At 57.4% G+C, this 21,112-nt stretch carries 19 protein-coding genes; 14 read left to right on the top strand and 5 right to left on the bottom strand.

Annotated features, from left to right (window positions below; all coding sequences use genetic code 11):
* Positions 1-56: 56 nt before the first annotated feature.
* From AAC599_RS09995 to AAC599_RS09975, 5 genes are read left to right on the top strand one after another with little or no spacing between them, the layout of a single operon-like run.
* Entirely contained in the window at positions 57-1,664 is a 1,608-nt protein-coding gene (locus AAC599_RS09995) for a carboxyl transferase domain-containing protein (RefSeq protein WP_340150257.1), read from the top strand.
* Between the two features lie 9 nt (positions 1,665-1,673).
* Positions 1,674-2,468, top strand: a complete 795-nt coding sequence (locus AAC599_RS09990; protein ID WP_340150256.1) for an enoyl-CoA hydratase/isomerase family protein — start codon at positions 1,674-1,676, stop codon at positions 2,466-2,468.
* Between the two features lie 29 nt (positions 2,469-2,497).
* Entirely contained in the window at positions 2,498-4,519 is a 2,022-nt protein-coding gene (locus AAC599_RS09985) for an acetyl/propionyl/methylcrotonyl-CoA carboxylase subunit alpha (RefSeq protein WP_340150255.1), read from the top strand.
* On the top strand, positions 4,519-5,427 hold the full coding sequence (locus AAC599_RS09980; RefSeq protein WP_340150254.1) for a hydroxymethylglutaryl-CoA lyase: 909 nt from the start codon (positions 4,519-4,521) through the stop codon (positions 5,425-5,427). The genes AAC599_RS09985 and AAC599_RS09980 overlap by 1 nt, the downstream gene beginning before the upstream one ends.
* A gap of 46 nt (positions 5,428-5,473) precedes the next feature.
* Positions 5,474-5,908 (top strand): DUF1489 domain-containing protein, encoded by a 435-nt coding sequence (locus AAC599_RS09975; protein ID WP_340150253.1) that lies wholly within the window; start codon positions 5,474-5,476, stop codon positions 5,906-5,908.
* Between the two features lie 2 nt (positions 5,909-5,910).
* Here AAC599_RS09975 and AAC599_RS09970 read toward each other — a convergent pair whose 3' ends face one another.
* A complete protein-coding gene (locus AAC599_RS09970) occupies positions 5,911-7,980 on the bottom strand; it encodes a molybdopterin oxidoreductase family protein (RefSeq protein ID WP_340150252.1) in 2,070 nt (689 codons plus the stop codon).
* 187 nt (positions 7,981-8,167) lie between these two features.
* Here AAC599_RS09970 and AAC599_RS09965 point away from each other — a divergent pair, with 187 nt between their 5' ends.
* Genes AAC599_RS09965 through AAC599_RS09950 form a run of 4 tightly spaced genes read left to right on the top strand, consistent with a single transcriptional unit; the run spans position 8,168 to position 12,027 of the window.
* Entirely contained in the window at positions 8,168-8,905 is a 738-nt protein-coding gene (locus AAC599_RS09965; RefSeq protein ID WP_340150251.1) for a lysophospholipid acyltransferase family protein, read from the top strand.
* On the top strand, positions 8,905-10,185 hold the full coding sequence (locus AAC599_RS09960) for a 3-deoxy-D-manno-octulosonic acid transferase (RefSeq protein WP_340150250.1): 1,281 nt from the start codon (positions 8,905-8,907) through the stop codon (positions 10,183-10,185). The genes AAC599_RS09965 and AAC599_RS09960 overlap by 1 nt, the downstream gene beginning before the upstream one ends.
* Complete coding sequence (lpxK, locus tag AAC599_RS09955) at positions 10,172-11,161, top strand: tetraacyldisaccharide 4'-kinase (RefSeq protein ID WP_340150249.1); 990 nt, start codon at positions 10,172-10,174, stop codon at positions 11,159-11,161. The genes AAC599_RS09960 and lpxK overlap by 14 nt, the downstream gene beginning before the upstream one ends.
* A complete protein-coding gene (locus AAC599_RS09950) occupies positions 11,158-12,027 on the top strand; it encodes a lysophospholipid acyltransferase family protein (protein ID WP_340150248.1) in 870 nt (289 codons plus the stop codon). Before lpxK ends, AAC599_RS09950 begins: the two co-directional genes overlap by 4 nt.
* A 10-nt stretch (positions 12,028-12,037) precedes the next feature.
* On the opposite strand, the gene AAC599_RS09945 is transcribed toward AAC599_RS09950, so the two are convergent.
* Together AAC599_RS09945 and AAC599_RS09940 are read right to left on the bottom strand one after the other, a co-directional pair.
* Positions 12,038-13,105, bottom strand: coding sequence for a Glu/Leu/Phe/Val dehydrogenase (locus AAC599_RS09945; protein ID WP_340150247.1), 1,068 nt, complete (start codon positions 13,103-13,105; stop codon positions 12,038-12,040).
* Positions 13,106-13,327: 222 nt separating this feature from the next.
* Positions 13,328-14,437 (bottom strand): NAD(P)/FAD-dependent oxidoreductase, encoded by a 1,110-nt coding sequence (locus AAC599_RS09940; RefSeq protein WP_340150246.1) that lies wholly within the window; start codon positions 14,435-14,437, stop codon positions 13,328-13,330.
* A gap of 335 nt (positions 14,438-14,772) precedes the next feature.
* Between AAC599_RS09940 and AAC599_RS09935 the strand changes: the two genes are divergently transcribed.
* From AAC599_RS09935 to AAC599_RS09915, 5 genes are all read left to right on the top strand, one after another.
* On the top strand, positions 14,773-15,660 hold the full coding sequence (locus AAC599_RS09935) for a division plane positioning ATPase MipZ (RefSeq protein WP_340150245.1): 888 nt from the start codon (positions 14,773-14,775) through the stop codon (positions 15,658-15,660).
* A gap of 26 nt (positions 15,661-15,686) precedes the next feature.
* Positions 15,687-16,013, top strand: coding sequence for a metalloregulator ArsR/SmtB family transcription factor (locus tag AAC599_RS09930; RefSeq protein WP_340150244.1), 327 nt, complete (start codon positions 15,687-15,689; stop codon positions 16,011-16,013).
* Positions 16,014-16,116: 103 nt separating this feature from the next.
* The gene (locus tag AAC599_RS09925) at positions 16,117-17,169 is read left to right on the top strand and encodes a permease (protein WP_340150243.1); all 1,053 of its coding nucleotides are present in this window, start codon (positions 16,117-16,119) and stop codon (positions 17,167-17,169) included.
* 221 nt (positions 17,170-17,390) lie between these two features.
* Complete coding sequence (locus AAC599_RS09920) at positions 17,391-17,759, top strand: hypothetical protein (RefSeq protein WP_293962618.1); 369 nt, start codon at positions 17,391-17,393, stop codon at positions 17,757-17,759.
* Between the two features lie 242 nt (positions 17,760-18,001).
* Positions 18,002-18,373, top strand: a complete 372-nt coding sequence (locus AAC599_RS09915) for a VOC family protein (protein WP_340150242.1) — start codon at positions 18,002-18,004, stop codon at positions 18,371-18,373.
* A gap of 15 nt (positions 18,374-18,388) precedes the next feature.
* Here AAC599_RS09915 and AAC599_RS09910 read toward each other — a convergent pair whose 3' ends face one another.
* On the bottom strand, positions 18,389-19,768 hold the full coding sequence (locus tag AAC599_RS09910) for a phosphomannomutase/phosphoglucomutase (RefSeq protein ID WP_340150241.1): 1,380 nt from the start codon (positions 19,766-19,768) through the stop codon (positions 18,389-18,391).
* Between the two features lie 34 nt (positions 19,769-19,802).
* A complete protein-coding gene (locus AAC599_RS09905) occupies positions 19,803-21,110 on the bottom strand; it encodes a UDP-glucose/GDP-mannose dehydrogenase family protein (protein WP_340150240.1) in 1,308 nt (435 codons plus the stop codon).
* Between the last annotated feature and the right edge of the window lie 2 nt (positions 21,111-21,112).

Below are 21,112 nucleotides of genomic sequence, written 5' to 3'. Positions count from 1 at the left end.
TAGGGCGACGTTCGCCAAGCAATCGATTTCTGCGTGCTGAGAAGGAAGTAAGACAGATGTCCGTTTTAAAAAGTGACCTCAACACCCGCAGCGATGACTTCAAGACAAATGCCGCGCAAATGACCGCGCTGGTTGAGGATTTGAAGGAAAAAGTCGCGACCATCAAGCTGGGCGGCGGGGAACGCGCGCGGGAGAAGCATCTTTCGCGCGGCAAGCTGCTCCCGCGCGAGAGGGTTCGCAAGCTCCTCGATCCCGGCTCTCCCTTTCTTGAGTTCAGCCAGATGGCGGCCTGGGATATGTATCGCGGCGATATTCATTCCGCCGGGATCATCACCGGCATTGGCCGCGTCGAGGGCCGCGAATGTATCATCATCTGCAACGATGCGACGGTGAAGGGTGGCACCTATTATCCGCTCACCGTGAAGAAGCATCTTCGGGCGCAGGAAGTCGCGCTCGAAAACCGGCTTCCCTGCATCTATCTCGTCGATTCCGGCGGTGCGAATCTGCCGAACCAGCAGGATGTGTTCCCAGATCGTGATCACTTCGGCCGGAGTTTTTATAATCAGGCGAATATGTCCGCGCTCGGTATCCCGCAAATCGCCGTTGTCATGGGATCCTGTACGGCAGGGGGCGCCTATGTGCCCGCCATGTGCGATGAAAGTATCATCGTGCGGAACCAGGGCACGATCTTCCTCGCTGGCCCGCCATTGGTGAAGGCAGCGACAGGAGAGGTGGTCTCGGCCGAAGACCTCGGCGGGGCGGAAGTGCATTCCCGTATCTCTGGCGTAACCGACCATATGGCGGAGAATGATACGCATGCGTTACAGATCGCGCGGCGCTGTGTTGCCTCCTTCAACCGGCCGAAGCCGATGCCGCTGGAAGTCCGCAAACCGGCCCCGCCGCTGTATGATCCGAAGGAAATATACGGCCTGATCCCGAAAGATATGCGCACGCCCTTCGATGTGCGGGAGATTATCACCCGTATCGTCGATGGCTCGGATTTTGACGAATTCAAAAAGAACTATGGCACGACCCTGGTGACCGGCTTCGCCCATATCCACGGATATCCTGTCGGCATCCTTGCCAATAACGGTATTCTTTTCTCCGAGTCCGCGGTCAAGGGGGCGCATTTTATCGAGCTCTGCTGCCAGCGGAATATTCCGCTCGTCTTCCTGCAGAATATTACCGGCTTCATGGTCGGGCAGAAGTATGAATCAGGCGGCATTGCCAAGGACGGAGCCAAGCTGGTGACGGCAGTCGCCACCGCCAAAGTCCCTAAATTCACCATGATCTTTGGTGGATCCTTCGGGGCCGGAAACTACGGTATGGGCGGGCGGGCCTATAGTCCCCGCCTTCTCTGGATGTGGCCGAATGCCCGGATTTCAGTGATGGGCGGGACGCAAGCCGCCTCCGTTCTCGCAACCGTCAAGCGCGACGGCATGGAGGCGCGCGGCGAAACCTGGAGCGCCGAGGAAGAAGCCGCCTTCAAAGCCCCGATCGAGGCGCAATATGAGAAGGAAGGCCATCCCTACTTCGCCAGCGCCCGCGTCTGGGATGACGGTATTGTCGATCCGGCGGAAAGCCGGACGGTGCTGGGCCTTGGCCTGTCCGCCTCCCTAAACGCCCCAATTGAGCCGACAAAATTCGGCCTGTTCAGAATGTAGGAGATTTTTATGACCGAAGAATCAGCGGTATTGCACTTTTCAACCGATGGCATTGCGACCATTACGCTCAACCGGCCGGAGGTACACAACGCCTTCAACGAAGAACTGATCGAGCGTCTTGGCGATATGTTTGAGGATGTCGGCCATCAGGATGGCGTTCGCGCTGTGGTGATCGCGGCGGCAGGGAAGAGTTTTTGTGCCGGGGCGGATCTCAACTGGATGAAGCGCGCCGCTCATTTCACCGAGGAGGACAACCGCGAGGACAGTCTCGCCCTCGGCCGGATGCTGAAGAACCTGAACGATATTCCGAAGCCGACCATCGCGCTGGTTCAGGGTGCGGCCTATGGCGGCGGGCTTGGTCTCGTAGCAGCGTGCGACATTGCGATCGGTGTCACGGCCGCGAAGTTCTGCCTGTCGGAGGTCAAGCTCGGGCTGCTGCCGGCTGTCATCTCTCCCTATGTGGTGGAAGCGATCGGCGTGCGCGCCTGCCGCCGTTATTTCCTGACAGCGGAAGTCTTCGATGCCGAGGCAGCCCACCGGCTCGGCCTGCTGCATGAGGTTGTCGAGGATGTCCATCATCTCGCGGAGGCCCGTGATGAAATGCTGGATAAACTCATCAAGAATGCACCGGGTGCGATGGCCGATGCCAAGGACCTGATCTATACGGTCGCCGGCAAGCCGATTGATCAGGACCTCGTCGAGGAAACGGCGGACCGGATCGGCGCACGGCGAACGACCGAAGAAGCCGCCGAAGGCATCAGCGCCTTCCTGGAAAAACGCAAGCCGTCCTGGCATATCATCTGAACCTCCAGTCGGAAGAAGGACCCAATACCGTGTTTAAAAAAATCCTTATCGCAAACCGGGGTGAAATTGCCTGCCGGGTCATGGAAACAGCGGCCCGTCTCGGGATCAAGACGGTGGCTGTTTATTCTGAAGCGGACAGTGGCGCGCGCCATGTCGAGATGGCGGATGAAGCCGTCCTGATCGGTCCGGCTGAAGTCTCGGAAAGCTATCTGAAAGCGGATAAGATTCTGGATGTGGCGCGGCAGACGGGGGCGGAAGCAATCCATCCCGGCTACGGGTTCCTCTCTGAAAATGCCGGTTTTGCGGAAAAATGCGCGAAGGCCGGTGTTGTCTTTATCGGCCCGCCCGCTGACGCAATCCGCGCGATGGGCCTGAAAGATGCGGCCAAGGCTTTGATGGTGGAGGCCGGAGTTCCGGTGGTGCCCGGCTATCATGGCGAGGGACAGGACCCGGACATGCTGGCAGCGGAAGCCGAAAAAATTGGCTATCCGGTCCTTATCAAGGCCGTTGCCGGTGGCGGCGGCAAGGGAATGCGCAGTGTGAATTCTGCAAAGGAATTTCCGGCGGCACTGGCATCCGCCCAACGTGAAGGGCAATCGGCCTTTGGCGATGCGCGGGTGTTGATCGAAAAATTCCTCACCAAGCCGCGGCATATCGAAATTCAGGTGTTCGCGGATTCCCACGGAAATGCCGTTCATTTGTTCGAGCGGGATTGCTCCTTGCAGCGGCGTCATCAGAAGGTAATTGAAGAGGCACCGGCGCCGGATATGCCTGGCGCCATGCGGGCCGCCATGGGTGCGGCGGCAGTCGCGGCCGCGAAAGCCATCGGCTATGTCGGCGCGGGAACGATCGAGTTTATCGCTGATGTTTCCGACGGACTGAAGGAAGATGCCTTCTACTTCATGGAGATGAATACCCGCCTCCAGGTGGAGCATCCGGTAACCGAGATGATTACGGGGCAGGATCTGGTGGAATGGCAGTTGAAGGTTGCAGCGGGGAGCGAACTCCCTTGCGCGCAGGAGGATTTGTCGATCTCCGGCCATGCCTTCGAAGTGCGGCTCTACGCCGAAGATCCCAGCAATGATTTCCTGCCAGCAACCGGCAATTTGCTGCGCCTGCGCCCGCCCCGGGCAAGTGAAACCGTGCGGATCGATACCGGCGTCCGGGAAGGGGATACCGTCACGCCTTTTTATGATCCGATGATTGCGAAGCTGATTGTCTGGGATGAAGACAGGGACAAGGCGCTTCAGAAACTGACGGCGGCCCTGAATGACTATCAGGTTGCCGGCGTGACGACGAACCTTGATTTTCTTGGCAAGATTGCAAGCCATCCCGCCTTTGCCACGAAGGACCTCGACACCGGATTTATCGAACGGTTCCGGGAGGATCTCGTCCCGGCCAAAGCCCAGCCGACAGATCAGGACATTGTCCTTGCGGCCCTTCATATCCTGCTGGAACGCAATCGGGATCATACCGCCCTGCGGAGTATGACCAGTGATCCATACTCCCCTTGGGACAGCATGGAGGCCTGGCGGCTCAACGATGAAGGTCATGATGACTTCATATTTAATATAAATGACGAAGAGATAGCCGTTCACGTTATCTATCAAAATGGCGGTTTCCGGGTAAAGCTTCCATCGGCGGAGTTTGAGGCGACGGCCTACCTTTCCGACGATGGAAATTTGGACGCGAATATCGGCGGGCACAAGTTTACCGCCGCTATCGTCTTGAACGGGCCCAAGGTCACCGTCCTAAATCAGGGCCGTCAGGTGGAATTCCTGCGTGTTGTTGATGATTTCGATAATATGGCGGTTGATAGCGGCGCTGGCGCCATTACGGCGCCCATGCCTGGAAAGGTTATCCAGATTTTTACCACGGCAGGCGCTACCGTTAGCCGGGGCGATCCGCTGGTGGTTCTGGAAGCAATGAAAATGGAGCATACGCTGACCGCCCTCGCGGACGGTGTCGTCGGCGAGATTTATCACGACGTTGGGGATCAGGTCGATGATGGCACCGTCCTCGTTCGTATGGAAGAAAGTGAGGAGGTTTGATGTCTATTCCCTCGACGGTTCGGATATTTGAGGTTGGCGCGCGGGACGGTCTGCAGAATGAAAAGCAGATGGTGCCCTTGGATATCAAGGTGGAGCTGATCGAGCGGCTCGTCGATGCCGGGGTCACTTCTATTGAAACCGGCAGCTTCGTCTCCCCGAAATGGGTGCCGCAAATGGCGGACACCGCCGATGTCATGGCGAAACTCTCCCGCCGGGACGATGTGACCTATGCGGTATTGACCCCGAATATGAAGGGATATGATGGCGCCGTCTCCTCGAGGGCGGATGAGATCGAGATTTTCAGCGCTGCCTCCGAGATGTTCAATCAAAGGAATATAAATTGCTCCATCGCGGAGAGCCTGGAACGCTTCGCGCCGGTGACGGAAGCCGCGACCGCCGCTGGCATGCCGTATCGCGCTAGCATCTCCTGCGCCCTCGGCAGCCCGTTCGAAGGAGAAGAAATTGCCCCCGCCGCCGTCGCGGATGTGGCGAAGAAGCTTTACGATATGGGGGCCTATGAAATTTCCCTCGGCGATACCATTGGTGTCGGGACACCGCTCCGCACGAAGCAGGTAATCGAGGCGGTGGCAAATGTCATCCCGCTTGAGGTCGTCGGCGTGCATTTTCATGATACTTATGGTCAGGCTCTCGCCAATTATCTGGCGGCGCTGGAGATGGGAGTTGCCCGGCTCGACAGTTCCGTCGCGGGACTTGGCGGATGCCCCTATGCGCCGGGTGCGACCGGAAATGTGGCGACAGAGGATGTGGTCTATATGCTGGACGGCATGGGGATCGACAGCGGTATCGATTTGAAGAAGCTCGTCAAGACAGCCTGGTTCATCTCCGATTTCTTCGGCCGCCCGCCGGTATCGAGCGTCGCCAGGGCCCTCAAGGGAAAACTGGATTAAGCGCGGTTTCTGGACAAACAGCAGCGAAACAGGGTATCTTGAGGCTATGGCTGTACATTTACTTATCGTCAGTGTCGGAATCTCCTCGGTTGAGCAACTCCGTTCCAATCAATCCCGCCGCCTGATTGCGGGTCCGCTTTGTCATGTCACGAAACAGCGACCGACGCGGGAAGTCGAACTTCTTGACGGCGGCTCGGTTTACTGGATCATCAAGGGCCATATCGCGGCGCGTCAGGTTGTGACCGGGCTGGAACGTTTGTTCGATCATGAGGGTGAGAAATGCGGCATCATGCTGGAATCCGAGCTGATAGAGACCGAGCTGTTTTCCCGAGGTCCGCATCAGGGCTGGCGCTATCTTGAAGAGGCCGACGCGCCGCGTGATTTGCGCGACCTTGTCGAGGAAGGCAAGGACGATGATGACAGCGAAGGCGAGCTGTCCGAGGAAATGGCGGCCGAGCTCCGCTCTCTCGGTCTGATCTAGGATCACTCTTCTGCGGTAATCCAGACGGCCGTGTCGTGGAAGACGGCGCCGCCATTGGGTTTGGCGGCATCGGCACTGATCAGGATATTGATCCCTATCTTTTCAATGAAATGCTTGCTGGGCCAGACGCCCTCCGAAATCACGGTGCCGGGCTGAACGCCGTCAAAAACTTCCGCATGGAGAAGAAGCGATCCCTGTTTGTTGCCAAGGCGCACGATGGCGCCATCCTCGGTTCCGATTTTGGCGGCATCCTGGCTGTGCATTTTGACCGTTGGCCGCTTTTCCCGTTTGAGCGAGCTTGGCGTTGCCGTAAAACTTGAGTTCAGGAAATTTCGTGCCGGCGCGGTGACCAGCCTGTAGGGATGGGTCTCGTCCGTCTGGTCAATCACATCCCAATGATCGGGGAGGGTGGGCATCTCCGCAAAATCCGGTCCCATCCGCGACCAGTCCGGTGTGAAATGAAATCTTTTGTCCGCATGGGCGAAACCGCCCAGGTAATGCGCCTCCTCAAACGGAAGCTGGCAGTCGTGCCATTTGCTGGCGGTGAGTTGCCGGGCGTCGGGCCAGCCGGATTTCTTCAGCGTCTCGTCAATGATTTCCATCTCCGTCATCTCGAAGCCGCGGTGCCTGGCGCCGAGACGCTTCGCAAGACCGCAGATCACCGCGTGATTTGAGCGGCATTCGCCGAGCGGTTCAATGACCTTGCCGCCCATCATGATATGGTTCTGTCCGCCGCCCTGATAGAAATCATCATGTTCGACAAAGGTGGTCGCCGGCAGGATGATATCCGCCATCTTGGCGGTTTCGGTCATGAACTGTTCATGGACGCAGACGAACAAGTCATCACGCGCGAAACCGGCATGGACCTTGGCAAGATCCGGCGCCACATCCATCGGGTTGGTGTTCTGGATGAGCAGGCCGGTCACGGGCGGACCATCGCCGAGGTCCCGTTTATCTCCTGTCAGCACCGGCCCGATGCGCGACATGTCGAGCATGCGGACGGCGGGATCGACGGCATCCAGCCCCTCGATCAGGGTCTTGTCCCAATGGTACATCGCGCCATTGTTGTGGAAGGCGCCACCGCCTTCATATTGCCAGGCGCCGCTTACTGCTGCGAGACAGCTCGCCGCATGCATATTGACTGAGCCGTTGCGGCTCCGCGAGAAGCCGTATCCGAGCCGGAGATAGGCTCTTTTCGTCTGGCCGTAAGCTCTGGCGAAGTCATAAATCTCCTCAACCGACAGGCCCGTAATCCCGGCGGCCCATTCCGGTGTCCGGCTTTTAAGATGTTCTTCCAGCTCCCTTGCACCCTTGGTGTATTTCTCCATATAGGCCCGGTCCGCCATGCCTTCTGCAAAGAGGATATGCATGACTGCGCAGGCAAGGGCGCCATCGGTGCCGGGACGAAGGCAAAGATGTATATCCGCCGCGATTGCCGTTGCGTTGCGATAGGGGTCGATGACGACAATCTTCGCGTTCCGTTCCTTGCGGGCGCGGGTGACATGGGTCATCACATTGATCTGGGTATGAACCGCATTGGTGCCCCAGATGACGATAAGGTCCGATTTCGCCATTTCCCGGGGGTCCGCGCCGTACAGGGCGCCGGTCCCGACATTCCAGCCGGTCCATGCCAGCATTGTGCAGATTGTCGATTTCTGCCGGGAGTATTTTTTCACATGCCGAAGACGGTTGATACCGTCCCGTTGCACAAGTCCCATGGTTCCGGCGTAATAATAAGGCCAGATAGTTTCCGCGCCATATTCCGCTTCGCGCTTCAGGAATTCTTCGGCGACTTCATCAAGGGCGTCATCCCAGGAAATCTGCTGCCATTGCCCTGATCCTTTCGCCCCGGCGCGGCGCATTGGATGCATCAGCCTGTCAGGATGATGTGTCCGCTCCGCATAGCGGGCGACTTTCGCACAGATGACACCGGCAGTGTAGGTATTGTCTTCGGCGCCGCGAACGCGTCCGATCTCCCGGTCCCCCAATTTCTCGACTTCAAGCGCGCAAGTCGACGGGCAGTCGTGAGGGCAGGCAGTGGCGTGAATTTCGGGAGGCGCAATGTTCGTCATGACACGGGCTTCGTTGTTCTGGCCGCTCTCGCGGCGTTTACAGGGGCTGCCTTCAGAGTAAAGAGATATCGGGCGCGCGGCAATCGGCGGTTTGGGAAAATAGTCGATTTTTGGTGAATAGGCTGGAATTGCCGCTGCGGGCAAGATATATCGGTGCGTGGAGTAAACCCGGTGAAAGCTGAGATATTTGACGGTTATCAAGAAAATACTGAAAAGTGATGGCGCAAAGGCAGTCATCAGCTTTCTGGCGGCGGGATATATCTGGTTTGTCTATCGGACGAGCCGCTGGCAGGTGATCAACGGAGAGGCGCCGCACCGGCTGATGACGGAGGGAAAGCCGTTCATTCTGGCCTTCTGGCACGGCCGCCTGCTGATGATGCCGATTTCCGTACAGAAACAGACCCGGGTCAATGTCATGATCTCCCATCACGGGGACGGAGAGATTATCGCCCGCACCATCAAGCACTGGGGACAGGACAGCATCCGGGGGTCCGCCAGCAAAGGCGCGGCGGCGGCCATCAAGCAGATGCTGAAAGTCCTGAAAAAAGGGGATGTCGCGGTGATTACGCCGGACGGGCCGCGTGGGCCCAGAATGCGGGCGCAGGAAGGCGTTGTCCGGCTGGCCGCACTGTCGGGCGTTCCCGTGTACCCGGTCAGCTATTCGACGACACGGGGCAAGGTTCTCGGAAGCTGGGACCGGTTTTTCCTGGCGGCCCCGTTCAGCCGTGGCGTCGTCATCTGGGGGGACGGGATCGAGGTGCCGCGGCAGGATGAAAACAACGCCTTCATGATCGCCCGGGATGCCATCGAAAGCAGCCTGACAGAGATTACCCAGAGGGCGGACGCTATCTGCAATCGTGACACGGTGGAACCGGAAGCGCGAGACAAGCCCGTCAAGCCGCACCGCAAGGTGGCGGAGAGCTGATGCAGCTGGCTTTATACAACAGCCTTCTATTCCTGGGCGGGCCGCTACTAAGGCGGCATCTGAAGAAACGGCTGGCCTCTGGCAAGGAGGATCCGGAGAGGTTCCGGGAGCGGCTGGGCCATTCCGGCCTGCCACGCCCTGAGGGGCAGTTGATCTGGATACACGCGGCCTCGGTCGGTGAATCTGTCTCGGCCCTTGCCCTGATTGACGGGCTGCTGGCGAAAGAGCCGGAGCGGCATGTGCTGGTAACGACAGGGACGCGCACCTCGGCGGAGATCATGACGGCGCGCCTTCCCGCTGGGGCGTTTCACCAATATGTCCCCCTCGATATGAAGCAGGCCGTATGCCGTTTCCTGGATCATTGGCGGCCCGATCTTGCGATCTGGATGGAATCGGAAATCTGGCCGAACCTCATCATTCAAAGCGGCAAGCGGCATATTCCGATGATGATGGTCAATGCACGGATCACGGAGAAGTCTTTTGATGTCTGGCGGAAGTCCTTCGGCCTGTCCCGCAAACTTCTTCGGAACTTCGATTTCTGTTCGGCGCAATCGGACCTGTCGGCAGATCGTCTGCGGCAACTGGGGGCCTCCCCGGTTGAATGTCTTGGCAACCTGAAATTCGCGGCCGAGCCGCTACCGGTCGACACGGAGGCGCTAGAGATAATGCAGAAAGCCGTGAACGACCGTCCTCTCTGGCTCGCGGCCAGCACTCACCGTGGGGAGGAAGCACATATACTGGCGGCGCATCAGCAGCTTTCGGCGCGCTGGCCGGATATGCTCACCCTCATCGTGCCGCGTCATCCGGAACGGGGGGAGGAAATCGCCGCGCTGTTTGCGGAGGCCGGGCTGACGGCGGCGCGGCGCTCCCTCGGCGAAGAGATGACGGATGAAACGGCGATCTATGTCGCGGACACCATCGGCGAACTGGGTCTATTTTACCGATTGTCCAAAATCGTTTTTGTCGGCGGATCCCTCGTGCCAAACGGCGGGCAGAACCCGCTGGAGGCCGCGCGGCTTGACTGCGCCTTGCTTCATGGGCCGCATATGGATAACTTCGCCGATGTGATGGCGGCCTTTTCAGACTTTGACGCCGCAACGGAAGTTGACAATGCGGAGGCGCTCGCGGAGGCGGTTGCGCATCTTGTCGGGCAACCGGCAGAGAGGGACGAAATGGCGGCAAGGGCGGCAAAGGTCGTGGCGACGGGGCAGGAGACTCTGACACGGACCCTGGCGGCGATTGAAGGGCTGCTGGCGCGGAGGCGGGATGAAAACTCCTGACTTCTGGCGGCGCAACAGCAAAAGCCTCATGCCTTATCTACTGGCGCCTGCCGCCTGGGCCTATGGCAGGGTGAGCCGTCTTCACCGCTCGTTCCAGAAAAGTCACCGTGTTGAGGTGCCGGTCATTTGTGTCGGGAATGTCGTGGCAGGGGGCGCGGGCAAGACTCCGGTTGCCATTGCAATCGCCCGCTTCTTCCTGGCGGAAGGAAAGCGGCCGCATTTCCTGACCCGGGGCTATGGCGGGCAGTTAAAGGGGCCGGTGCGGGTTGTGCCGGATGTCCATAAATTTGCCGATGTCGGAGATGAGGCCCTGATCCTCAGCGCGACGGCGACCACATGGGTCGCGCAGGACCGGGTGGCTGGTGCCAAGGCTGCTGTTGAAGCCGGGGCGGATGTCATTATCATGGATGACGGATTTCAGAACCTATCCCTCGTCAAGGATCTTTCCCTGCTCGTGCTGGATGCGGAATACGGAGTGGGGAATGGCCGTCTGCTGCCGGCAGGACCATTGCGTGAAACGCTCGCCTCCGGGCTGGAGAGGACGGATGCCGTCGTGCTGGTTGGGGGCAATCGGGATAGCGAGATATATAACTGGTTAAAGGAAAATAAACCGGTTTATAATTCCAGACTCTTTCCGAAGCAGAATGCGGATGCGATTGCAGGGGAAGCGGTCGTTGCCTTCGCGGGGATTGGTCGTCCTGAAAAGTTCTTTGACAGTCTTCGCCAGGCCGGATGCAGGCTCATAAGTTGCTTTAGCTATGAAGACCATCATGTTTATAATAAACAGGAAATCATGAAAATGGTTGAGACGGCGGCGGCGCATAATGCGGCTCTCGTCACGACGCGAAAGGACTATGTGCGGCTCTCGACGGATGCCCGAATGATGGTCAGTGTCTTTGATGTTGAAATGAATTTTGAAGCCCCCGCCGAGTTTCAGAAACAGCTGCTGTCGGTGCTGAAAGGCGCGCGTGTATGAAGGACGTCTCGCTCAAATATCGTCTGGAATGGATTGCTGTCCGCATTGTCATCTGGATTTTCGGTTGCCTGGGTCTGCGACGTGCTGCGGCATTCGGCGGCTGGCTCGCCCGGAAGATTGGCCCGCGTATGAAGGTGCATTCTCTTGCCAGATCGAACATAAAACAGGCGCTTCCCGATCTTGGTCCGGAGGAGATTGAGGATACCCTGATGCATATGTGGGACAATCTTGGCCGTAATGTCGGCGAGTTGCCGTTCAACAAGGCGATCATGGCAAACCCGGAGGAGGTCGAGATTATCGGCGGCGAGCATATGGACGCCTATCTTGAAAGCGGCAAGGCGGCGTTCTTTGTGACGGCGCATTATGGTCCGTGGGAGCTGGTGGGGCTTGTCGGGCAGCGGTTGGGGTCCCGGGCGACCGGCATTTACCGGGCCGCGAACAATCCGCTTGTTGAGGATTTCTTTCAGGAAATGCGCGCCGATCCACACTATAAATTCGTGCCCAAGGGCCGCGAAGGCGCGCGCGCGATCCTGAAGGCCGCTCGGGCGGGCGGGGCGATTGTCCTGTTGAATGACCAGAAGCTGAACGGCGGCATGGCGGTTCCCTTCTTCGGCCGTGAGGCCATGACGGCACCGGCCGTTGCGGAAATCGCCTGTAAAATGGATGTGCCAATCTATCCCATGCGGACGGAACGCCTGGCAAGCGGCAAGCGTCGGCTCACCATCTATCCGGCAATTGACAGGGCGGATACCGGCGACAAGACGCAGGATGTCTATACGCTTTTAAAAGCCATTAACGAAACATATGAAGCCTGGATAACGGAGCGGCCGGACCACTGGTTCTGGGTCCATAACCGCTGGTCATAAGATCGACAGGTCAGCTGGCAAGCGCGAGTTTCGCTTTTTCCTCCCGCACTTTCTCAATCCGTTCCATCGCGATCTTGTCGGCGACTTCTGCGGTGGTGACCCTTTCGCGGGTGGCGCGGATAAAGATTTTCTGGCAAGTGTCATAAATGCCGCGCACGTGGGACATCGCCCTTTCGCGATTGAAGCGTCCTCCTTCATGGCTGATGACGATGATCCCGCCTGCGTTGATCGCGTAATCGGGCACATAGAGAATGCCCTTGTCCATCAGGGCGCACGCATGGCGGTCTTCTGCCAGCTGATTATTGGCGGAGCCCGCAACGATCTTGACCTTAAGACGGCTAATCGTGTCGTCATTGAGGATGGCGCCAAGGGCGCAAGGGGCGAACACATCCACCGCCTGGTCATAGATTTCATCGACTCCGACGGCGGTTGCCCCGAGATTCTGCACGGCCTTTTCCACTGCCGCGTCATGAACGTCGGCAACCACAAGCTCAGCCCCGGCATCCTTCAGCAATTTGCAGAGGCCGTAGCCGACATTGCCAAGGCCCTGTACCGCAATCTTGATGCCGTTCAGCGCACCTTTGCCGACCTTGAAGTCAACCGCCGCCCGCAGGCCATAGAAAACGCCATAGGCAGTCGCCGGGGAGGGGTCACCGCTGTTGCCTTCGCTGATACCGGCAATATGACGTGTGGTACGGCGGGCAATCTCAAGATCCGCGACAGTCGTTCCGACATCTTCGGCGGCAATATAAGTTCCGCCCAACTGATCGACCGCGCGGCCGAAGGCCTCAAACAGTTCAGGGGTCTTGTCGGTAAGGGAATTACCGATAAGGACGGACTTCCCGCCGCCGAGATTAATCCCCGCCAGCGAAGACTTGTAGGTCATGCCGCGGGATAGGCGCAACACGTCGTCGACCGCTTCTTCTTCAGTCGCATAATCCCACATACGGGTCCCACCGAGCGCCGGTCCGAGGGTCGTATCATGAACAGCGATAATCGCTTTCAGTCCAGATTTTTCGTCGTGGAAAAACGACACGCCCTCGTGGTTATCAAATTCCTTTGCAGAAAAAACGCCCATAACTTGCCTCAATCGATATATTAAAAAATTCGCATGTTAATAGTGATATTTTCCTAAAAGAAGGGAAAATCAACCCCAATTTTGTTTGATATCAAACTTTGCAGCTTCCTTTCGCTAAATCGGCGAAAGGAATTTAAAAATTTCGGCGGTGGTTATTGCGGCGCAACAAAAAAATAGGGGCCTCTGGGGAGAACCGGGAATTTCTCCCGGAAAACAGGTGATTCATAGCCGGTCTGTGGTGCGCAGGGTCTCTGCGATAACAGTGCCGATCGCCAGGCTCGACGTCAGCCCGGGGCTTTCCATGCCGAACAGATTAATTAGCCCGGGCAGGCCGTGATCCCGCTCATCCATGACCATGAAATCCGCGGCTTCCCCATCCGGCGTCTGCACCTTGGGACGGATGCCGGAATAGGCCGGGATGAGGCAGTTATCCGGGAGGGACGGGAAGTAGCGGCGGATTGCCGCATAAAAATCCTTGGCCCTGTCCGGGTTCACCGCATAGTCGATCTCCTCCACCCATTCCTGATCGGGGCCGAAGCGGATCTGCCCGGCGAGATCGAGGGTGACGTGAATGCCGAGGCTCGCAGTGTTCGGCACAGGATAGATCAGCCGCGAGAAGGGCGAGGGCGCCGTCATGGTGAAATAGCTTCCCTTGGTCAGGTAGCGCGGCGGAATATATTCCTTCGCCAGGCCGCTTATCCGTGCCGCGACTTCCTGTGCCTGCAGGCCGGCGGAGTTGATCAGGTTCCGGCAACTGACTGTTGTGCCGCCCGAGGCCACCGTAAACCCTTCCGGCGTTTTCTTCGCGCTCTCGAACGGGGCGTTAAAGGCGATGGCGCCGCCGCCGTCTTCAATCTCCCCGACATAGGCAAGCATCAGCTGATGACTGTCAATGATGCCGGTCGAGGGGGAGAGGAGGGCGGCGGTGCAGTGAAGCGCCGGTTCCATCTTTATGGCCTCTGCTCCGGACAGGAACGTGATGTCCCTGACGTCGTTTGCCGCAGCCTTGTCCGCAAGTACTTCGAGCGTCGGAATCTCCTCCGGCGAGGTGGCGACGATCAGCTTGCCGCAATTGCGATGCGGGACATGATGTGTTTTGCAGTACTCATAGAGCCGGTGCTTGCCCTCGACACAGTAAATCGCCTTCAGGCTGCCTTTCGGATAATAGATGCCCGCATGGATCACCTCGCTGTTGCGGGACGAGGTGCCGTCGCCGAAATGCGCGGCGCTCTCCAGCACCAGCACGTCCCGGCCAAGGGTCGCCAGCGTGCGCGCTATCGCGAGGCCGATGACCCCTGCGCCAATGACGATATTTTTCACATCCACTGCCATGGCTGTCCGTAGCAGGTTTTAGCATGTTTCACAAAGGGTTGATTATTGTGGGCTTATCCCGAGCCCGCGCCCTGTCAGAATCGAATCCTTCGCCTCACTCAGGAAACGCCAGTCGAACCGGCAGAATCTCATCCGCAGGTCAGAATTTTAACACTATTTTATATATAATTAACCGGTTAAATTGACATGAAAGACTGGAATTAATGAATTCCGTCAATGATTTGTAAATTCGAACCCCATATGATGCTTGTCATGTTCCGGTGGCTGGTTTACTTAACTACGGCATCATGAATAGATGTTGGCCAGGTGGCGGCGGTGAAAATTGCTGGGGGCGAATGAACGTGTCAGACGTGACGGTGACTTTGGACGAAAAAAATCCGGAAGAAGAGGAACAGCCAACCCGCGCGCATATTATCGTGGTCGGGAACGCCAAGGGCGGATCGGGCAAATCGACAACGGCTATGCATATCATTATTTCGCTGTTGACGATGGGTTTCAAGGTCGGCGCCATTGACCTTGACGGCAAGCAGAAAACGCTGGGCCGATATATCGAGAATCGCGAAGCTTATATCGCCAAGAAAAAGCTGACCCTTCCGATGCCGATGCTGAAGGTGATCGAGCCGAGCCCGAAAAAGAATATGGACGAGGCGCAGTCGGATGAACGCTCCCGGTTCGTCGCCGCCTTGCAGGATCTCGTCTACAAGAACAACTTTGTCGTCGTTGACTGCCCCGGTGCGGACAGCTTTATTTCCAAGCTTGGTCATTCGTTCGCGGATACCCTCCTGACGCCGATGAACGACAGCTTTATCGATCTCGACCTGTTGGCAACGGTCAACGGAACCAGCCTTGAGGTGGAAAAGCCGAGCTGGTATAGCGAAATGGTCTGGGAGCAGCGCAAGCGCCGGGCTCTCATTGACAATCACAAGATCGATTGGGTGGTGATGCGTAACCGCCTGTCCCATACCGATGCCCATAACAAGCGCCATATCGAGAAAATCCTGAAAAAGCTGGCGTCCCGCATTTCCTTTCGCGCTGCACCGGGCTTCGGTGAGCGTGTCGTCTTTCGTGAGCTGTTCCTGAAGGGGCTGACGATGCTGGACTTGAATAAAAAGGGTGTTGGCGTGAAAATGTCCATGAGCCATGTAGCGGCGCGGCATGAACTTCGCCACCTGATCAAGTCGCTGAACCTGCCCGGCATTGAGGATAAAGTCGAAAAGCTCTAGTCAGGGGCTTAAAATAGAGGCCCGAAATGATGGAAACTGAGGAAGCCGCCGTCGCCCTCGCAAAGCTGGGCCATCCTATCCGTCTGCGAATCGTCCAGTTTCTGGTGCAGGCCGGGGAAGAGGGGCTGTCGGTCGGCGAAATACAGGCGCTTCTCGATATTCCCGGCTCCACACTCTCCCATCATATTTCCCATCTGGTCAGCGGCGGCCTGATTCGCCAGCAACGCGAAAGCCGGACGCTACGCTGTTTCGTCAATTACAAGAAGGTCGAAGGGCTCGTCGAGCTACTGACCGATAAATGCTGTATGGGCGTTGACCTGAGGCATATCGAACCGGTCCCGGAGAAAAGCTGATTCTTCTGAATCTATTATTTCGGCAATTATCGAAATAATTTCTTGAACTATGCGACACGGGATGTTATTTCTTATTTAATTCGATAAGTCTGGAAATATAGATATGTCTTTGAATGAAGCCCTGCAAAGTCTGACACATACTCGCTCCCGCCTCTGGGCGCTGCTGAGCGACCGGGTTATTCTCGCCTGCCTCGCGATTATCCTGCTACTGGCACTTGTCGATCCGGCGAACCTGCCGGTTAGTCTTACATTCTTCGCAGACGCGGTACTAGGCATGGCGCCGTTTTTCGCGCTCGCCATAGGTCTTGCCGCCTATTTTTCCGCGACAGGGGCCGATAACCTGATTGCGCGGGCCTTTTCCGGCTCTCCCGTTTCCGCGATTGTCGCGGCGTCTCTTGTGGGGGCGCTCTCGCCCTTTTGCTCCTGCGGCGTGATTCCGCTTGTTGCGTCGTTGCTGGCGGCGGGCGTGCCGCTCGCGCCGGTGATGGCCTTCTGGATTGCGTCGCCGATCATGGATCCGGAAATTTTCGTTCTGACTTCAGTGGGCATCGGCTTTGGATTTGCCAGCGGTAAAGCCGTGATTGCCATGCTCCTTGGCCTGTTTGCCGGCTTTTCCGTCTATATGCTGCAGCAGCGTGGCTGGGTTCTCGATCCGTTGAAGGGGGAGCTGAGCGGCTGCCGCAAGAAGATTTCGCTCACCGGTCCGGTTGATGTGCAATGGAAATTCTGGCGCGAGCCCGCGCGGGTCAGCCAGTTCCGGTCCGCCGCCGCTTCAAACGGCTGGCTGATCGGTCGCTGGCTGCTACTTGCGTTCCTGATCGAGAGCCTGATGGTCATCTATATCCCCACCAGCTTGATCGAGGGGCTGGTCGGGCAGGATAGCCTTCTTGCCATTCCGCTTGCAGTGCTGATCGGCATACCGAGCTATCTCAACGGCTATGCGGCGATTCCGCTGGTCGGCGGCCTGATCGACCTTGGCATGTCGCAGGGCGCCGCCATGGCCTTTATGACCGCCGGGGGTATCTCCTCCATTCCGGCGGCTATTGCGGTTTACGGGCTGGTCAAGAAGCCGGTTTTCGCCCTTTATCTCGCTCTCGGTATCTCGGGATCCATGGCCACGGGCATCGGCTGGCAACTTTTCAGCGAATTTTTTTAAAAAAATCTTAGCCTTTCGGATCGGCGTAAGTGACTGGAGTAGTAAATTTTTTTCCTTTCGCTGACATCTGCCATTTGGCGCAGCCCCGCAATTCAGCCCTTTCTTCCTGAAGCCTAATCGAAAATTAACCTTTGCTGTTTACGCTTTTCATCATAGCGATGGGTCTCCTTATTTACCCGCCGGGTTCATGACGGGGCGTTCTCGCAGAAAAGGAGGAGCGTATGTTAAGCATTTTCGACCATACCAGGCACTCAGTTGCCCGTTTTGTCGGCATGCGCTCTGTCATTTCTTTTGGACTTGCAGTGCTCTTTATCGCAGCCACGGTGGTTTCATTCCAAGTGACAGACGCATCAGCCCAAAGCGTATGTTTTGAGCGAACGGCATTACTCAAGCATTTGAGCGGCAAATTCGAGGAAGCACCCGTTGCTGCGGGACTTGCTGCAAACGGTAGCATGCTTGAAGTGTTCTCAAGCCCGGACGGCGTAACCTGGACCATCGTTTTGACCCAGCCAAATGGCGCAACCTGTGTCATGGCATCGGGAGAATCATGGATCGGTGTGAAGCAGCCCAAGAAAGGCAAAGTAAGCTAGAGCAGGGCCCTTACCACCTATACATGCGTTTTAGCGTCATGTTGCGTATGGATTAGTTTTATGATGTATAAGGTTGGAAAGAGCCGGGTCGGTTGATCCGGCTCTTTTTTTGTGCTGAACCTCTATTCAACTTTTCTGGTAAATAAAAATTCACTCGACCAGAGCCCGAATTCGATGCGATAACTCTTCTTGCCATAACGCAATCGCCGCGATGAAGAACGGCATGAAAAGAGGAAATGTAAATGATCGGCTATGTGACTCTCGGAACCAACGATATTGATAAAGCGACAGAATTTTACGATGAGCTGCTCGCAGAGATAGGGGCGAAGCGTGTTCTGTCGAACGACCGCCTGCGGATGTGGAGCGTTGCGCGCGGCCAGCCCATGCTGGCGGTTATCAAGCCCTATGATCAGAAAGAGGCGACGATCGGCAACGGCACCATGGTGGCTATCCTTCTGGAAAATGCGGAGATGGTCGGGAAAATGCACGCCAAGGCATTATCGATGGGCTGCGAGGACGAAGGCCCGCTCGGTCCCCGGGGCTCTGGGCAGTCCGTGTTCGCCTATTGCCGAGATCTTGAGGGTCACAAGCTGGCGTTCTATGCCCCGGCATAACCGCCGGATGTGGTGCTAGAAGGTCGGTGCGTCGACCTTCGCATCCAGCAGGGCCTGTTGAAGTTGGGATTTAAGGCGGCTGAGACCCGTCTCATCCTTTGCTTCGCAGCGGGCGACCAGCACCGCTTGGGTGTTGGAGGCACGAAGCAGCCACCAGCCGTCGTCTGTATTGACACGTACACCGTCGATGTCGGAGTAATCCGCGCCGGCCTTAGCCAAAGCCTCCTGAATGCGCGTGACGGCCTGGAATTTCTCATCATCCGGGCAAGGGAAGCGCAGTTCCGGCGTATTGATCATCTCTGGCAGTTCGTCGCGCATCTGTTCCAGCTTCTGGGTACTGGCGCCGAGAATATTGAGCAGGCGCAGGGCGACATAGGGCGCATCGTCATAGCCGTAGTAATGATCGTTATAAAAAATATGGCCGCTCATCTCGCCTGCCAGAGGCGCGTTGACTTCCTGCATCTTCGATTTGATCAGGGAATGGCCCGTGCGCCACATGATCGGCTCTCCTCCAAGGTTTTTCACCTCATCGAAGAGAATTTGACTTGCCTTTACATCGGCAATTATCGGCGCTCCGGGATGATTGGCGAGAACTTCCCGCGACAGAATGGCGAGTAGTTGATCGCCCCAGAGTATCCGTCCGATCCCGTCGACAACGCCGATCCGGTCCCCATCGCCGTCAAAGGCAATGCCGAGGTCGGCATTCACCCCTTTGACCGCCCGGATCAAATCCTCCAGGTTTTCGGCAACTGTGGGGTCGGGGTGATGGTTCGGGAAACTGCCGTCGATTTCCTCATAGAGCAGCATATGACGACCGGGAAGCTTGGCGACAATCTTCCGCAGCACCTCGCCGGTCACACCGTTACCGCAGTCCCAGACCACGGAGAGCTCTTGTCCCGGGACGAAATCCTGCAACAAGCGGGCGACATAATCCTCCATGATCGGCTTGTCGATGACCTTGCCGGAGCCTTCCGCGAACGGGCCCATCGCGCTCAGCGCGCCGAGGCCCTGAATCTGTTTTCCATAGAATGATTTTCCGCCCAGCATCATCTTGAAGCCGTTATGGCTCGGGGGATTATGGGATCCGGTAATCATGATCCCGCCACCGGTTTTGAGGGCGTAGGTTGCATAGTAAAGCATCGGTGTTGGACCCATGCCGATATCAAACACGTCTATCCCGGTGGAGGTCAGGCCCGTGATGAGCGCGGCCTTCAGTTTCGGGGAGGTTGTCCGCCCGTCATAGCCGACGGCAGCATTCTGATGTCCGTCCCGTTTCAGCAGAGTGCCCAGACTGCGCCCAATGGCTTCGGCGTCTGCCTCGAAGAGTGTCTCATCGATGATACCGCGGATATCATACTCACGCAGGATTGTCGGGTTAAACTCATGCTTGGTCATTGTATTATTGCTTTCCAGAAGTCGATGGCGTGACCTATTGAGGCCGGCCGATACTGCTATAGGCGAACCCTTTGGCTGTCATATCATGGGGATCATAAATATTCCGTAAATCGACGATGACAGGCGTCTTCATCAGGGATTTGACCCGGTCAAGGTCCAGTGCCCGAAATTCATTCCATTCCGTAATCAGGACAAGCGCATCGGCCTCTTCCAGCGTCGCGTAGGAGCTGTCGCAAAACTCGACCTCCTCCAGCAGCTTTCGTGCTTCGCTCATTCCTTCCGGATCATAGGCCCGGATCGTCGCACCCCTCCTGATCAGTTCGGGCAGGATATCCAGGCTCGGGCTTTCCCGCATATCGTCAGTATTCGGCTTGAAAGTGAGGCCGAGAACGGCAATGCGCTTGTCCGTGAGGGACCCATCGCAGGCATCGATAACGCGGGTAGCCATCGCCTTTTTGCGTTTCTCGTTAATCCCGATAACGGTTTCGACAATCTGAAGTGGTGCCTCGGCGGCCATGGACGTTTCGAACAGCGCCCGGGTATCCTTGGGAAAGCAGGAGCCGCCAAACCCCGGGCCGGGGTGGAGGAACTTGGCGCCGATGCGCCGGTCAAGGCCGATGCCGCGGGCGACATCATGGACATCCGCGCCGACTTTCTCGCACAGATCGGCAATTTCATTGATAAAGGTGATTTTCGTCGCGAGAAAGGCATTCCCCGCATATTTGGTGAGCTCGGCGCTTTCCAGGCTGGTGAAGACGAGCGGTGTCTGGAAAAGAGAGAGGGGACGATAGATTGCCGACATCACTTCTTGCGCGCGGGGCTCCAAGGTGCCGACAATGACGCGGTCCGGGCGCATGAAATCCTCGATCGCGGCGCCTTCGCGTAAAAACTCAGGGTTTGAGACCACATCGAAGTCCGCCTCCGGGTTCGCCTCACGGAGGATGCGGGCAACTTCCCGTCCGGTGCCAACCGGAACCGTTGATTTGGTGACGACGACGGTATAGCCGGTCAGGGCGGCGGCGATCTCCGTTGCCGCAGAGTAAACATAGCTCAGGTCGGCCTGACCATCGCCGCGCCGGCTTGGTGTGCCGACAGCGATAAAAACGGCATCGGCGTTCGATACAGCCGTCTCGAGGTCGGTCCCGAACTTCAGATAGCCGGAGCGGGAGTTCTTCTCGATCATGGCCTGCAGGCCGGGCTCGAAGATCGGGACCTCGCCCTTGTTCAGGCGCGCGATTTTTGTCTCATCCGTGTCGATGCAGATCACATCGTGACCGAATTCCGAAAAGCAGGTGCCCGAGACCAGCCCGACATAGCCTGTTCCAATCACAGCAATACGCATGG

The sequence above is a fragment of the uncultured Sneathiella sp. genome (assembly GCF_963976355.1).
Lineage (GTDB): Bacteria > Pseudomonadota > Alphaproteobacteria > Sneathiellales > Sneathiellaceae > Sneathiella.
This window is presented reverse-complemented; position numbering and strand designations above follow the sequence as displayed.

Bases quoted from the DNA above. Each gene is read 5' to 3' on its own strand.
- AAC599_RS09980 (WP_340150254.1), top strand. From the start codon at position 4,519: ATGTCTATTCCCTCGACGGTTCGGATATTTGAGGTTGGCGCGCGGGAC.
- AAC599_RS09940 (WP_340150246.1), bottom strand. From the start codon at position 14,437: ATGGCAGTGGATGTGAAAAATATCGTCATTGGCGCAGGGGTCATCGGC.
- AAC599_RS09910 (WP_340150241.1), bottom strand. From the start codon at position 19,768: ATGACCAAGCATGAGTTTAACCCGACAATCCTGCGTGAGTATGATATC.
- lpxK (WP_340150249.1), top strand. From the start codon at position 10,172: ATGAAAACTCCTGACTTCTGGCGGCGCAACAGCAAAAGCCTCATGCCT.
- AAC599_RS09995 (WP_340150257.1), top strand. From the start codon at position 57: ATGTCCGTTTTAAAAAGTGACCTCAACACCCGCAGCGATGACTTCAAG.
- AAC599_RS09915 (WP_340150242.1), top strand. From the start codon at position 18,002: ATGATCGGCTATGTGACTCTCGGAACCAACGATATTGATAAAGCGACA.
- AAC599_RS09905 (WP_340150240.1), bottom strand. From the start codon at position 21,110: ATGCGTATTGCTGTGATTGGAACAGGCTATGTCGGGCTGGTCTCGGGC.
- AAC599_RS09950 (WP_340150248.1), top strand. From the start codon at position 11,158: ATGAAGGACGTCTCGCTCAAATATCGTCTGGAATGGATTGCTGTCCGC.
- AAC599_RS09925 (WP_340150243.1), top strand. From the start codon at position 16,117: ATGTCTTTGAATGAAGCCCTGCAAAGTCTGACACATACTCGCTCCCGC.
- AAC599_RS09945 (WP_340150247.1), bottom strand. From the start codon at position 13,105: ATGGGCGTTTTTTCTGCAAAGGAATTTGATAACCACGAGGGCGTGTCG.
- AAC599_RS09990 (WP_340150256.1), top strand. From the start codon at position 1,674: ATGACCGAAGAATCAGCGGTATTGCACTTTTCAACCGATGGCATTGCG.
- AAC599_RS09975 (WP_340150253.1), top strand. From the start codon at position 5,474: ATGGCTGTACATTTACTTATCGTCAGTGTCGGAATCTCCTCGGTTGAG.
- AAC599_RS09920 (WP_293962618.1), top strand. From the start codon at position 17,391: ATGTTAAGCATTTTCGACCATACCAGGCACTCAGTTGCCCGTTTTGTC.
- AAC599_RS09970 (WP_340150252.1), bottom strand. From the start codon at position 7,980: ATGACGAACATTGCGCCTCCCGAAATTCACGCCACTGCCTGCCCTCAC.
- AAC599_RS09930 (WP_340150244.1), top strand. From the start codon at position 15,687: ATGATGGAAACTGAGGAAGCCGCCGTCGCCCTCGCAAAGCTGGGCCAT.
- AAC599_RS09935 (WP_340150245.1), top strand. From the start codon at position 14,773: ATGAACGTGTCAGACGTGACGGTGACTTTGGACGAAAAAAATCCGGAA.
- AAC599_RS09960 (WP_340150250.1), top strand. From the start codon at position 8,905: ATGCAGCTGGCTTTATACAACAGCCTTCTATTCCTGGGCGGGCCGCTA.